Here is a 13916-nt window from a genome sequence, read left to right on the forward strand (position 1 = left end):
CAACCGACTCTTGTGACCAGAGTTACAGCTGAGGCATTTGCACAGTATTCGCTCTTGGTCCGCCAGTGGGATGCGTCAGCCGAGCCAGTCCAGGACCGAGGCCGCGGTCCAGGACTGCTGCATGCTGCCGAGTGGTTCGCCGGTGAACGGCTCGTAGTACTCGGCGAAACTGCCGTCGCTGGCTTGGCGCAGACCTTCGGCGCGGAGCATGAAGGAGCGTTCGGCCCAGCCGCGACGGGCGAAGACCCAGGAGAACAGCCAGCTCATCACCGGCCACACCGGGCCGCGCCAGTATTCGCGGGAGCGGAAGTCCTTGGAGACCGGTGAGGTGGACGGCGGCAGGGCATAGCGCAGATCCGGGTGGCCGCAGAAGCGCGGGCCCTCGAACAGGCGCAACAGGCTGCGTTCGGTGTCGCGCGGCAGACCCCCGCACAGCAGCGGGGCGAACATCGAGAGGGTTTCGGTATTGATCCAGCGTTGGAGGCGCACATCGAAATCCCGGGCCGCACCGGTGCGGGCATCGGTGGTCGCGACCACGCCCGCGCGGAAGCGCTCCGCCCATGAATACAGTTCGCGGACATCGGCATGTGGCTGCTTGTATTCCTCGCCGATATTGGCCAGCACCTCACACGCCAGCGCGAAGATCGCGGTGACGAAGACGTCCTCCACCGCGAAGCTCATGGTCGAGGCGAGCTGGTAGTCGTCGTATCCGGCGCGGCGCATCTGCTCGACCAGCCACAGATAGCGGTCGTATTCGCGATCGCTCGGCCGCTGCGATGGGTCGGAGACCACCAGCAGATCCTCGCGCTCATACGGCGGCAGATCGCCGGGCGTCACATTCGCGTAGGCCCGATCCCATCGCGGCGAATTGTCCATTCCGGATTCCCAGCCGTGATACAGCGTGATCCGACCGCTCTCCTTGGGGTCGCGGGCATGGGCCAGCCAGCGATGCCAGCGCACCAGATCCGGCCAGCGCCGATTCAGGAATTCCTCGGCCACCGCCCTGGTGCTGCGGCCGTGGCGGCGGGAATGGTCGAGGATGCGCTGCACCGCGATGGCGTGCACCGGCGGCTGGGTGATGCCGGAGGTGTCCGGACCGTCCGGGGCATTGGCGGCCAGCTTCTTGCACTCCCAGCGGGCCGGGCCGGGAAAGTAGCCGTCCACACCATTGGCGAACACGATGTGCGGGATCATCCCGTTCTTCCACTGCGCCGACAGCAGGGTATCCAGTTCGATGACCGCGCGCTCGACGCTCAGCGGGGCGAGCCCGACCGCGACGAAGGCGGCGTCCCAGCTCCACATATGCGGGTACAGCCGGGGCGCGGCACTGGTCATGGTGCCCAGATCATTGCCCCGTAGCAGGTAGGCGGCGCGGGCCGCGAGCTGTGTTGGGGTGAAACCCGGGTGTGCCATCCCCCTATTTTGCGATGACACCCGCAAGTACGCCCGCTCAGTGACTCGTGTCTCGTCCTGGTGCGCCCTGGTGGCCAGCTGTTGTGCGCCGGATCTCACTCTGCATGCCCCGTCCGTGAATTCCATTTATTCGCTTTATGCATCCATCGCCGCGCGCGCGGGTATTGCTACCACCCGTTTCGGTGGCCGATACGGTGACTCCATGACCTCCGCCGTGACCAGCACACCGAAGCCGACCGCGCTGATCACCGGCGCCAGCCGTGGGCTCGGCGCCGCGATCGCTCGCGAACTCGCACCGACCCACGATCTGTTGCTCGGCGCCCGCTCGGCCGAGGCGCTGCGCGCGATATTAGGCGAACTGCCAGGCGCCACTGGATGGCCGGTCGAGTTGACCGACTATTCCGCAGTGGCGGAAGCGGTTTCGTCGATTCAGCGTCTGGATGTGTTGGTACACAACGCCGGTATCGCCGACCTCGGTTCGATTGCCGAGTCCTCGGTGCAGCAGTGGCAAAATACCTTGGAAGCCAATGTGATCGCGGTCGCCGAGCTGACCAGACTGCTGCTGCCCGCGCTGCGTGCGGCCAACGGTCATGTGGTGCTGATCAATTCGGGCGCCGGATTGCGGGCCAATGCGGGCTGGGCCTCCTATGCGGCGAGCAAGTTCGGTTTGCGCGCATTCGGTGACGCGCTGCGCCTGGAGGAGCCGACGCTGCGGGTGACCTCCATCCATCCCGGTCGCATTGATACCGATATGCAGCGGGAGATAATCGCGGGAGAGGGGCGCGAATATCGCGCGGAGGAATTCCTGAGCCCGGAGACCGTCGCGGGGACTGTGCGTGCCGCTATCGACACCCCGCGCGACGGCCATCCGACCGAGATCGTGCTGCGGCCCTACTGAATTCGGTGCCCGTTGAGCTCCGGACTCATGCGACGATATTGACGAGGCGCCCCGGCACCACGATCAGCTTGCGCGGCGCATTCCCGCCGAGCACGGCCGCGATCTTCTCATCGGCCAGCGCGGTCGCCTCGATGGTCGCGTTATCGGCGTCGGCGGGCACCTGAATTCGGCTGCGCACCTTGCCGTTCACCTGAATCGGGTACTCCACCGACTCATCGACCAGCAGGGCCGGATCCGCCGCCGGGAACGGACCGTGCGCCAGGGATTGCTTGTGCCCCAGCCGTTCCCACAGTTCCTCGGCGATATGCGGTGCCATCGGCGCCAGCATCAGCACCACCGGCTCCACCACCTCGCGCGGTGCACCGCCGGGGTAGCTCTTGGTCAGATGGTTGGTCAGCTCGATCAGCTTGGCGCCCGCGGTGTTATCGCGCAGTGCGGCGTAATCGTCGTCCACACCGGCGATCGTCTTGTGCAGCAGGCGCAGCGTCTGCTTCGAGGGCGCCGCGTCGGTGACCCGGATCGCGCCGGACTCCTCGTCGACGACCAGTCGCCACACTCGCTGCAGGAACCGGTGCGCACCGACGACATCCTTGGTCGCCCACGGCCGGGAGGTATCCAGCGGACCCATCGACATCTCGTAGAAGCGGAAGGTGTCGGCGCCGTACATATCGCACATCTCGTCCGGCGAGATGGCGTTCTTCAGCGACTTCCCGATCTTGCCGTACTCCTGGAACGCCTCGATCTCGATGCCGGTCGTCGGATCGGGGAAGTAGTGCTTGCCGTCGCGCTCGATGATCTCGGCGGCGGGCAGATACGCACCGCGCACGTCGGTGTAGGCGTGCGCCTGGATGTAGCCCTGGTTGAACAGGCGGCGGTACGGCTCGCAACCGCTCACCTCACCCAGATCGAACAGCACCTTCTGCCAGAAACGCGAGTACAGCAGGTGCAGCACCGCGTGTTCGACACCGCCGACGTACAGGTCGACGCCGCCCGGATCGTTCGGGCCGTGCTCCGCGGTGCGCGGGCCCAGCCAGTACTGCTCGTTCTCCTTGGCGCAGAAGGCATCCGAATTCGTCGGGTCGGCGTAGCGCAGCTGGTACCAGGAGCTGCCCGCCCAGTTGGGCATGACATTGGTATCGCGGCGGTACAGCTTGGGTCCGTCGCCCAGATCCAGTTCTACATTCACCCAATCGGTGGCCTTGGCCAGCGGCGGGGACGGTTCGGAGTCGGCGTCGTTCGGATCGAAGGTGACCGGCGCGAAATCGTCCAGCTCCGGAAGTTCGACCGGCAGCACGGATTCCGGCAGTGCGTGCGGTGCGCCGTCCTCGTCGTAGACGATCGGGAACGGCTCACCCCAGTAACGCTGACGGGCGAACAGCCAGTCGCGCAGTTTGTACTGGACGGTGCCCTTGCCGTGGCCATCGGCCTCCAGCCGGGCGATCACCGTGGCCTTGGCCTCATCGACGGACAGGCCGTTCAGGTAATCGGAGTTCACCAGCGTGCCGTCACCGGAGTAGGCACCGGTCGAAACGTCCCCGCCGGAAATGACTTCCACGATCGGCAGGCCGAAGACCGTGGCGAATTCCCAGTCGCGCTGATCGTGTCCCGGCACCGCCATGATCGCGCCGGTGCCGTAACCGGCCAGCACGTAGTCGGCGATGAAGATGGGCACCTGCGCGCCGTTCACCGGATTGGTCGCATAGGAACCCAGGAAAACACCGGACTTCTCCTTGTTCTCCTGCCGCTCCAGATCCGATTTGGTCGCGATGGCCTTGCGGTATGCCGCAACGGCTTCCCGAGGGTCACCGGCGTCCTCGAAGGTCCAGCGCGGATCGACGCCCGCGGGCCAGACCTCCGCGGTCAGCCGGTCGACCAGCTCGTGCTCGGGCGCCAGCACCACGTACGTGGAACCAAACAGGGTGTCCGGCCGGGTGGTGAAGACCTCGATCTGCTGACCGTCGGCGTCGAATTTCACCTGCGCGCCACGGGATCGTCCGATCCAGTTGCGCTGCATGGCCTTGACGTTCTCCGGCCAATCCAGACGATCCAGATCGTCGACCAGTCGGTCGGAGTAGGCGGTGATGCGCATCATCCACTGCCACAGCCGCTTCCGGAATACCGGGAAGTTGCCGCGCTCACTGCGGCCGTCGGCGGTGACCTCTTCATTGGACAGCACGGTGCCCAGACCCGGACACCAGTTGACCACCGAATCCGTTTGGTACACCAGGCGATAGGAGTCCAGCACCTCGGCGCGTTCGGCGGCGCTCAGATCCTGCCAGTCGCGGCCGTCGGGCGTCGGGCGCTCACCCGAATCGAACTGTGCCCGCAGTTCCTCGATCGGGCGGGCGCGGTCCAAATCCTGGTCGTACCAAGCGTTGTAAATGCGCAGGAAGATCCACTGCGTCCACTTGTAGAACTCCGGATCGGTGGTCGCGAACGAGCGTCGACGGTCGTGGCCGAGGCCCAACCGGTCCAGCTGACGCTGCATGGTGGCGATATTCGATTCGGTGGTCTGGCGCGGATGCGCACCGGTCTGCACCGCGTACTGTTCGGCGGGCAGGCCGAATGCGTCATAGCCCAGCGCGTGCAGCACATTGCGGCCGTGCATCCGGTGATAGCGCGCGAACACGTCGGTGGCTATGTAGCCGAGCGGATGCCCGACGTGCAGACCCGCGCCGGACGGGTACGGGAACATGTCCTGCACGAACAGCTTGTCCGCCGGGGTCGCACCCGCGAGCGGGCCTACCGGGTTCGGCGCGTGGAAGGTCCCGCGCTCGTCCCAGGTCCGCTGCCACCGGCGCTCGATGCGGCCGGCGAGGCCAGCGTTGTACCTGTGCTCCGGTACATCGCTTTCGGTTGCACGAGTGTCCGCCACGGTCCTGCCTTCTTGTTCTCGCCGATCCCCGTCAAAGATGTGCCTATCAGGGTAGAACGTCCGGGCTCATGCACCGAAAATCGGGCCGGGCTGGATCCGACGTGGCGGCGGTGCGCTAGCCTTTTCGAGTGTTCGTCGTCGCTCTCGTCCTGTTCGTGCTGGCCATGGTCGCCATCGCAACCGGCGTGCTCGGACTGACCGGGCGGCTGCCACGCAACCGCTTCGTCGGGGTGCACACCGAGGCGGCACTGCACGACGCGCAAACCTTCCGCATCGCCAACCGCGTCGCCGCCCCCACCTCCGTGGCCGCGGGCGCACTGCTCTTCGCGGGCGGCCTCGTCGCCCTGGCCGCAGGCGGCTTCCCGGCACTCATCGTGGCGGTAGTCACAGCGACGGTGGCGCTGTTCACCCTCGGCGCGGGCGCGAATGCCGCGGCTCGCGCGGTCGAGTCGTTGGTACCCGCGCAAGAGATCGGCGGCTGCGGTTCCTCCTGCGGTGCGTGCTCATTGCGCGACGCCTGCGCTCCGACCAACTAGTTCTCTGCCGCGAGGGCGGGCAACTCGGTTGGCGCTACTGATCGGCGCACGCAGGTGGGTCCACGTGGCGCGATAGCGGGCTACCCACCGGGTTCAGGTACAGCACGAACAACGTCACCGGTGTTGTCCCGAGATTGCGCGCCACATGGGGATAGAACGGCCCGCTGGGTTCCCGGAAGATTCGCCCGCGCCGGTAGATGACCGGAACACAATCCGAGCCAGGATGGTCGAGGGTGCCACGCGCGACAAGAACGACCAGCGTGCCATCGTGGTAATGCCACCCACTGGTCCCACCCGGCTCGATGACAGTCTGACGACCGACAACCTCACGCCGACCGAGCGTGAACCGAAACAACACCCGACTCGCCGTCCCACGCGCCGGTGCCGCATTCACCTCCAACTCCCGCCACCACATCACCCCATCGAACCACTGCGCGTAAGGGAAGTTCGTGGACCGGCGGGTATCGGATCACTCGAGCCGTTTCAGCAATTCGGCGTGCCGTTCGATAGTGCGGGCCGGCATCTCCTCGAACACCTCCTGATTCGCATGCTCGGAGCTGCCGGTGCGTGCGCTTTCTCGGTCGATGCGGTCGTCATCGTCATCGGGCGGCAAGGTCATCGCCATAACCTGCATGCTGCCAGCCCGGCCCCATGGGCTGAGGCGGTGGCGCAGCGGAAACCGCCTAGGTTCCGCGAACGCCGCCGCTCCAGCACCACCTAGCGCAGTGACTCCAGTGCCTTCAGTACCGCGTTGTCCGCTTCGGTGTCCCCGACGGCGATGCGCGCGCTGCCGTCGGGGTACGCCTTGGCCGCGATGCCTGCCCGGCGCAGCGCCGTTGCTACGCCGGGGCCCGGCAGGTAGAGAAAGTTGGCGTAGCTGCGCGGCACGGCGATGTGTCGGCGTAGCAACGCACTGCGCAGGGTCTCGCGTGCGGTGGTGATCCGCAGGATGCGCGCGGCCAATTCGGGTTCCGCGGCGTAGGACGCGGCGACCGCGGCCACCGCCGCCGAACTCACCCCGAACGGCAGCTGCAGCCTGTGCACGCGTTCGATCAATTCGCTGCGCCCGAAGGTGTAGCCGATGCGCAGACCCGCGAGTCCATAGGCCTTCGAAAAGGTGCGCAGGACAAGCAGATTCGGATGTCGATTCAGCAGCGTCAGAGTGTCGACCCGATCGGTGGGGCCGAGGAATTCGGCATATGCCTCATCCAGGATGACCGGCACCCGGCGCGGCACCGAGCACAGGAATGCCTTCAGCTCACTGGCCGGGATCACGGTGCCGGTCGGATTGTGCGGACGGCAGACCACCACCAGTCCGGTCCGCCTGTCGATGGCCTTCGTCATCGCCCGCAGATCCTGGTTGCCCGCGGCATCGAGGGGCACCGGGACGACGTCGAGATCGGCCATCTCCGCCATGATCGGATAGCCGTCGAAGGTCGGTGCGCCGTAGACGATTCCGTCCCCAGGCTTGGTCAATGCCTGGATGATCTGCATGGCCACCCCGGTCGCACCGGAACCGACGACCACCTGATCCGAATGCACCCCGACGTGCCCCGCGATCAACCTCGGCAGCCGCCGCGGCAGGAATTCCGGATAGCGATTGGCCTGCGCCAGTACGTCGTTCACCGCCACGAGCACCGATGGCAATGGCGGAAACGGATTTTCGCTCAGGCTGAGGTCGAACCGGGCCTGCGCGTGCCGACTTCGGTGCTGTTGCGAGGGCCGAGATTCATCGGCCACCCGCACGCTCATCTCGCCGCACCCCAGCGCACGGCCGCGGCACCGGCGAAATCACCGGCGTGCGCGAATGCCGACAACAGCACCACCGAGCCGTTGCGCAGCCGACCCGCCCGATTCTCGGTATCGAGTGTGACCGGAATGCCCGCGGCGAACAGATTTCCGCACTGGTCGAAGGTGTCCGGATGCCGCTCCGGCGGCAGCTCCAACGCATCGTGCCAGTTGCGCAGGAACAGCCGGTTCGGCTGATTGGTGACGAAGGTGTCGATATCGCGGCCCTTTACCCCGATCCGATCGCACACCGCCAATGCCACCTCCGGCACCAGCCGATTGCCGCGGGCGAACACCTTGGTGATCTTCGATTCGGTGAAGCTGACGCAGCCCTGGCCCTCGCCCGGCTCCCAATACTTGCGCTCGCCATTGGTCGAGAACTCCATATCCCCGGCGAATTCGGGGTAGGTGCGGCATTCGATATCCAGGATCGGCGCGGAATCGTCCTTGACGAGCAGTCCGACACCGCAGCCGTCACCGGGCACCGGGGCCTGGGCGAGCTTGCGGATCTCGGTCTGGGTGAATACCGGGCCCGCGCAATTCTGGGTGGCCGCGATGAGCGCGGTGCGGGCGTCGGTGGTCTGCAGGATCATCCTGGCCATGGCCATCATGTGCACGAAGGCCGCGCAGCCGCCATTGTGCACGTCGTAGGCGAAGCGCGGCTTCATCCCGAGGCGGCGGGCCACCTCGGGTCCGCAACCCATTACCGGATTGTCCGGCAGCTGGGTGTGCGTGATCAGCACATCGATATCCGTAATCGCTTGTGCGCCATGGCGTTCGATCAGCGGTGCGACCGCGCGCTCGACCATATCCACCGCGGTCTCGTCCCTGGCCACATGGTGGCGTGCCTTGGGCGAGCGGAACATGACGTTCTTGGCCATTCGGTCGGATCGGCTGTACTGGGTGAAGTATTCGGTGCCGACCGGCTCACCCGGCAGATAGCTCGCCACATCGACCAGGCTGACCGTCGGCAGTCCAGGGCCTTCCGGATTGAAGAAGTTCATGATGCGGCCTCACTTCATCCAGTCGGGCTTGATCGGAAGACCGTTTGCCGCACGGTATTCGCAGATCGCCTTGAGGTTGTCCATCTCCAGCTGGTGCCCGGCGGAGAACATCTCCCAGAAGTCGCCCACCCACACCGGCCGCTTTTCCGGAGCCGTTTCGGGATAGGGATTTTCGTCGTAGAACGGGTGACGGCAGTTCACCCACAGCACCACCGAGCCCGGCTTGTTGAACACCACCTGGGCATCGATCACCCGCAGCAGATAGACCATCCACAGGTGCTGACTCTGATCCCAGGCGCAGTGGTAGTCGACGGTCCTGGCCTCGCGGTGCGCGACGGTGCGGGTGAAGATCTTGGTCTCCGGACCGAGCCGGTCCCAGGCCAGCCACAGACCCGGTTCCTCGGTCTCGACGAAGCCGCGCAGGCTATAGGTCCATTCCTCCAGGCTGCGGGTATCGGCCAGGTATTCCCACACCTCATCCGGCGGCGCGGCGATATACGCCTGCACCGGACAGAATTCGCCGAAGATCTGGTCGTGCGGATACACCGACCGCAGCATGTCCATGATGATCGGCGTGGTTGCGTCCTTATCTGAGTTCTCGATCCGCAGCACACCGGGGACTACGTCTTCCGGAATGTCGCTGAGGGCGGGGAGGGCGCTTGTTGTCACGGCTTCTTCTCCAATGTCGCGAGGAAGGGGATGAAGGGTGGAACTTCGTCCGGGTCGACGTCGATCGAAATGAACGTCGGCCCTTCGGATTCGACGCATCGCCCCAATGCGATGGCCAGCTCTGCGGTAGTACGGACGGAGTAGGCGGACAGTTCAGGGAACATGGCATCGATGCCCGCGCCCAGGTTTGTGGGCCGAAACCGGTTGAAGCTGTATCGGTCTCGGTAATAGAGCTGTTCGCGGGTGACGCACATGGCGTGCGCGTTGTTGTTGAGGACGATGAAGATGACCGGCAGCTGATGTTCGATCGCGGTGTGCAATTCCATGCCGTGCATGTAGAACGCACCGTCACCTGCGATGACGACAGTGCGTCTGATTCCGGACGGTCCGCGATGACGTGCGAATGCCGAACCTATTGCGGCGCCGAAGGCATAGCCCATCCCGCCCATGCCGAGCGCGACGACGAATCGACCGCCGCGCGGCACCCGCAGATGGTGCACCACCGCGGCCCCGGTATTGCCCGCGTCCGCGAAAACATCCGTGCCTTCGGGCAATAACGCCTCGATCGTCTCGACCAGTTCGCGATAGCGCAGCCCGGGACCGGTCGACTCGGGCACCCGCAAAGGTGTCGGAGCGTGCGGAGGATACGGATGGCTCGACTCTTCGACACCCTCGGTGAATTCATCCGCGAGTTCGGCCAGATCCCGCGCGAGATCGGTACTGGTGGCGTGGATCGCGGACAGATACGGCGCGGCGACACCGATATGCGCGACGGTGCACCCGGCCAGCAGTTCGTCCAACCCGGTGCGCGCGGTGATCGGCATCGGTGTGCCGACGATCAGGCACAGGGTGGCCGCGCGCAGTGCCGCCGACAATTCCGGATGCCCCATACTCCCGGCGACACCGCAGTACGCCGGGTCGGCATTGTCGTAGGTGTCCTTCGCATCCGGTGCGACGCCAACCGACGCGTCCAATGTGCGTGCCAGCCGAGCGAGTTCGGCGCGGGCGTCATCGCGCGCGACCTGGTCACCCACGATGATCACGATCTTGCCGAGCGTGCGTGCCGCGGTCAGCGCCGCGCGCACTCTAGCCAGGCCGTTTTCATCGCGCCGGTGCGTCGGCGGGGACGACCGGAACGGCGGTATATCGCCGATATCGCTCTGCTGTACGTCCTTCGGCAGCAATAGCACCGCGGGGCCGCCGCGGCGGGCGGCGTCGACTGCCCTGGACAACTTGTCCGGCAGTTCGGCAACGCTGTCCACCCGTGCGCAGTATTGGGTGATCGCGCCGAACATCCGGGCGGCGTCGATGGTACCGGCGAGCCCGCTGGAGTCCTGGAATGCGCCGTTGCCCTCCAGGGCGGTCGGCGGCTGCCCGACCAGCGCCAATACCGGCACCCGTGATGCGAATGATTCGGCAAGTCCGGCAACGAGATTCATCGCGCCACCGCCGGAGGTTGCGGCGACGACACCGAGTCCGCCGGTCGAGCGGGCGTAGCCGTCGGCCATGGTCGCGGCCGAAAACTCGTGCTTGGCAACTATTCCCGCGACGTCGTCGGGCGCGTCGAAGAGCGCGTCGTATAGATCCTCGATATTCGCGCCGTCGACACCGAAGATGTGCCGCACCCCCAGGGTTGAAACCGCTCGAACCAGATAATCTACGACCCTGCTCGGCATCGGCACTCCTCTCGCAGTGACCGACGTGCGCCGAAGCGCGGGCACGGTCACACATCGCGTACACGTGAACTACGAGTTGGACTGCGGAGCGGTTCAATCCCTCGCGCAAGATGTACTCCGGGCACGAGGCGGTCGGGGAGATTCTTGTGAGCAGCCACAGCTTGCGTGTACGTATACATCTACGTATAGTGGGTTCATGCCCAACAAGACGATCTACGTTGCCGATGACGATCTGCCACTGTTCCAGCGTGCGCAGGAGCTGGTCGGCGGCAACCTTTCGGGGGCGGTGACTACCGCACTGCGGCGGTTCATCGAGCTGGAAGAGGGCAGGCTGGAGGGCTACGACGAGGTAGTGCTACGGGTCGGCCACAACGGCGTGCGCCAGGTCCGTTTCTCCGGTGCCCTGCTCGGCGAGCATCGCGACGTGAATGAAGAGCGCATGGAACACGTCCGGGTGTATCGCAGTCGGAAGGGCAAATTCGTCATGCACGCCCAGTACTCGAACTGGGACGAATACCCGCAGAGCACCAATTGGGTCAAGGACCTGACGAACTGGCGTCGCATGCTCGGCGTCGGTGATCAGGACTGGGGCGACTTCATTTTCGAGATCGTCGATTCACTCGGCGAATTGAAGGGAAAGATTCCGGACAAGCTCTACGAGCGGGTGGCCCAGATCGCCGACCGTCCGCCGGTCGAGGAACTCGACATCTAGGGGGATGGCAGTCGGCGGAGCCGACGGGGCGGGTAAGAACAGTCGAACTCGACACCACCGAATACCAGCTCTACGCCGCACCGGACTCCGGGCGCGGTGCGGCTGAAACATGCCGTCATTCGCATTTATTTATGAAATTCTCGAAAGGAAGACCATGATCAACGGTCATCGCGCACCCGCCATATCGGCGCAGGGCCTGCGTAAATCGTTCGGTGAGCAGGTGGTGCTCGACGGCATCGATATCACGGTCCAGGAGGGCACGATCTACTCCCTGCTCGGCCCGAACGGTGCTGGCAAGACCACCACTGTGCAGATCCTCACCACGCTGCTGCGCCCCGATGCGGGTACGGTCCGCGTCGACGGCCATGATCTGGTCACCGAACCCGATGCCGTGCGCACCGCGATCGGTGTCACCGGCCAGTTCTCCGCGGTCGACGAATTGCTGACCGGCCGCGAAAACCTGGTCCTGATGGGCGATCTGCATCATCTGCCGCGCCGCGAGAGCAAGCGCCTGGCTGCCGAGCTGCTGGAGCGCTTCGACCTGGTCGAGGCCGGTGACAAGACCGCGGCCACCTACTCCGGCGGCATGGTGCGGCGGCTGGATCTGGCCATGACGCTGGTCGGCGATCCGCGCATCATCTTCCTGGACGAACCGACCACCGGCCTGGATCCGCGCAGCAGGCGCACGATCTGGGAAATGATCCGCACGCTGGTCGACGACTACAGCGTGACCGTCTTCCTCACCACCCAGTACCTCGAGGAGGCCGATCAACTGGCCGACCGGATCGCGGTGCTCGATCACGGCCGGATCGTCGCCGAGGGCACGGCAGCCGAATTGAAGCGGCGGATACCCGGTGGACATATCCGCCTGGAATTCACCGATCAGCTCGGACTAGCCGCCGCGGCAACAGCATTGGGACCGGACGCGCGCGTCGTCGATGACGCGGCCGAGGAGGAGTTCACCCTCGCGGTGCCCAGCGACGGCGGCGTCAAATCGCTGCGCGCGGTGCTCGACCGGCTCGACTACGAGCAGATCGAGGTGGCCGGACTTTCGGTGCACACCCCCACCCTCGACGACGTATTCCTCACCCTCACCGGACATCCCACCGCCGAAAAGGAGACCGTGCGATGAGCAGTACGATGACCTACGCGCTCGCCGACTCGAAAACGATGTTGCGACGCAGCCTGCTTCATGCGAAGCGGTATCCGAGCATGACCTTCAGCATCATCCTCATGCCGATCATCCTGCTGCTCACCTTCAACTTCGTTTTCGGTGGCGCACTGGAGAAGTCGTCCGGCGGTAACTACATCGACTACCTGACCCCCGGCATGCTGTTGATGATCCCGGCGTATATGACCGCGGGTGTGGCGGTCTCGGTCTGCACCGACACCACCAGGGGCATTGTGAATCGTTTTCGCACCATGGCGATTTCGCAGTCCGCGATACTCGCCGGACATGTGGTCGGCGCACTGATCCAGGCCCTGCTCGGCATCGCCGCCATGATCGGTGTCGCCGTGCTGGTCGGTTTCCGGCCCTCGGCGAATGTCATTGAGTGGATCGCGGCATTCGGGCTGCTCGCCATGCTCGTTTTCGCACTCACCTGGCTGGCGGTCGGCATGGGACTGGTCGCGTCGAGTCCGGAGAGCGCGAGCAATATGCCCTTCCCGCTGATCATGCTGCCGTTCCTCGGCAGCGGCCTGGTCGGCACCGACACCATGCCGGTCGTGATGCGTCAGTTCGCCGAATACCAGCCGTTCACCCCGCTCACCGAAACCATCCGCGGCCTGCTCATGGGCACGGAGATCGGCAATAACGGCATCATCTCCATCGCCTGGTGCCTCGGCCTCGGCCTGCTCGGCTACTTCTGGTCGACCTCGGTCTTCCGCAAGCAAGCCCAGCGCTGAACCGCCGAAAGCGATCCCCCGCCGAGTTCGGCGGGGGATCGAAGCATGTCAGATCGTGCCGGACAGCAGCGTCTCGCCCGTCGACGCCTTCCGGATCTGCACCGCCTGGATCTGATCCGGCGTCTTATTGATGGTCCGGTCGATCGTCAGCTCGGTGCCGGGCCCGGCGGGCCACCGGTCGAGTTTGGCCTGACTGCCATCGGTGCCGATGACGTACAGGTCGAGATCCCAGTCGTACTTCTGGTCGCTGGGTCCATAGCTGCAGGTCATCACGATGCGGGTCTTGCCATCGGCCCGCACCACCTTGAAGCTGGCCGTCACCGGATTCGGTGTGATCGGATCCATACTGCGTTCGGCCACAACAGGTTCCGAGCTCGGCTTATCCGCCGCGGTGACCGCGGTGACCACCGGAACCGCGATGGCCACCGCCGCGGCGGCCG

General features: G+C 65.3%; 13 protein-coding genes and 1 pseudogene. 5 read left to right on the forward strand and 9 right to left on the reverse strand.

All coding sequences use genetic code 11. From position 1 onward, the window contains the following. Positions 1-75: 75 nt before the first annotated feature. The gene (ggh, locus tag NA5_RS34305; protein ID WP_062993183.1) at positions 76-1413 is read right to left on the reverse strand and encodes a glucosylglycerate hydrolase; all 1338 of its coding nucleotides are present in this window, start codon (positions 1411-1413) and stop codon (positions 76-78) included. Between the two features lie 202 nt (positions 1414-1615). Here ggh and NA5_RS34310 point away from each other — a divergent pair, with 202 nt between their 5' ends. Next, a complete protein-coding gene (locus NA5_RS34310; protein WP_062993184.1) occupies positions 1616-2311 on the forward strand; it encodes an SDR family oxidoreductase in 696 nt (231 codons plus the stop codon). A gap of 25 nt (positions 2312-2336) precedes the next feature. Here the strand turns inward: NA5_RS34310 and leuS are convergent, their stop codons facing one another. Then, the gene (leuS, locus tag NA5_RS34315) at positions 2337-5186 is read right to left on the reverse strand and encodes a leucine--tRNA ligase (RefSeq protein WP_062993185.1); all 2850 of its coding nucleotides are present in this window, start codon (positions 5184-5186) and stop codon (positions 2337-2339) included. 128 nt (positions 5187-5314) lie between these two features. On the opposite strand from leuS, the gene NA5_RS34320 reads away from it, so the two are divergent. After that, positions 5315-5722, forward strand: a complete 408-nt coding sequence (locus NA5_RS34320) for an SdpI family protein (RefSeq protein WP_062993186.1) — start codon at positions 5315-5317, stop codon at positions 5720-5722. A 34-nt stretch (positions 5723-5756) separates the two neighbouring features. Here the strand turns inward: NA5_RS34320 and NA5_RS34325 are convergent, their stop codons facing one another. From NA5_RS34325 to NA5_RS34345, 6 genes are all read right to left on the reverse strand, one after another. Then, complete coding sequence (locus NA5_RS34325) at positions 5757-6137, reverse strand: cupin domain-containing protein (RefSeq protein ID WP_062993187.1); 381 nt, start codon at positions 6135-6137, stop codon at positions 5757-5759. A 54-nt stretch (positions 6138-6191) separates the two neighbouring features. Further along, positions 6192-6347: a hypothetical protein gene (locus tag NA5_RS40925; RefSeq protein WP_218020222.1), complete on the reverse strand. Its 156-nt coding sequence runs from the start codon at positions 6345-6347 to the stop codon at positions 6192-6194. 92 nt (positions 6348-6439) lie between these two features. Then, a complete protein-coding gene (locus tag NA5_RS34330) occupies positions 6440-7474 on the reverse strand; it encodes an aminotransferase class I/II-fold pyridoxal phosphate-dependent enzyme (RefSeq protein ID WP_062993188.1) in 1035 nt (344 codons plus the stop codon). Beyond that, positions 7471-8514, reverse strand: a complete 1044-nt coding sequence (locus NA5_RS34335) for a 3-oxoacyl-ACP synthase III family protein (RefSeq protein ID WP_174555307.1) — start codon at positions 8512-8514, stop codon at positions 7471-7473. The genes NA5_RS34330 and NA5_RS34335 overlap by 4 nt, the downstream gene beginning before the upstream one ends. Positions 8515-8523: 9 nt before the next feature. After that, positions 8524-9183, reverse strand: coding sequence for an SRPBCC family protein (locus NA5_RS34340; RefSeq protein ID WP_062993189.1), 660 nt, complete (start codon positions 9181-9183; stop codon positions 8524-8526). After that, a complete protein-coding gene (locus tag NA5_RS34345; RefSeq protein WP_062993190.1) occupies positions 9180-10859 on the reverse strand; it encodes a thiamine pyrophosphate-binding protein in 1680 nt (559 codons plus the stop codon). Before NA5_RS34345 ends, NA5_RS34340 begins: the two co-directional genes overlap by 4 nt. A 196-nt stretch (positions 10860-11055) precedes the next feature. Between NA5_RS34345 and NA5_RS34350 the strand changes: the two genes are divergently transcribed. The 3 genes from NA5_RS34350 to NA5_RS34360 all read left to right on the forward strand — a co-directional run bounded on the left by NA5_RS34350 (position 11056) and on the right by NA5_RS34360 (position 13476). Next, on the forward strand, positions 11056-11571 hold the full coding sequence (locus NA5_RS34350) for an EXLDI protein (protein WP_040697293.1): 516 nt from the start codon (positions 11056-11058) through the stop codon (positions 11569-11571). Positions 11572-11725: 154 nt separating this feature from the next. After that, the gene (locus NA5_RS34355) at positions 11726-12703 is read left to right on the forward strand and encodes an ATP-binding cassette domain-containing protein (RefSeq protein WP_062993191.1); all 978 of its coding nucleotides are present in this window, start codon (positions 11726-11728) and stop codon (positions 12701-12703) included. After that, positions 12700-13476, forward strand: coding sequence for an ABC transporter permease (locus tag NA5_RS34360; RefSeq protein ID WP_062993192.1), 777 nt, complete (start codon positions 12700-12702; stop codon positions 13474-13476). Before NA5_RS34355 ends, NA5_RS34360 begins: the two co-directional genes overlap by 4 nt. A gap of 48 nt (positions 13477-13524) precedes the next feature. On the opposite strand, the pseudogene NA5_RS41530 reads toward NA5_RS34360, so the two are convergent. Next, positions 13525-13916 (reverse strand): annotated as a pseudogene (locus NA5_RS41530) (zf-HC2 domain-containing protein); the annotation flags it as partial.

Source organism: Nocardia anaemiae NBRC 100462, from assembly GCF_001612725.1.
GTDB lineage: Bacteria > Actinomycetota > Actinomycetes > Mycobacteriales > Mycobacteriaceae > Nocardia > Nocardia anaemiae.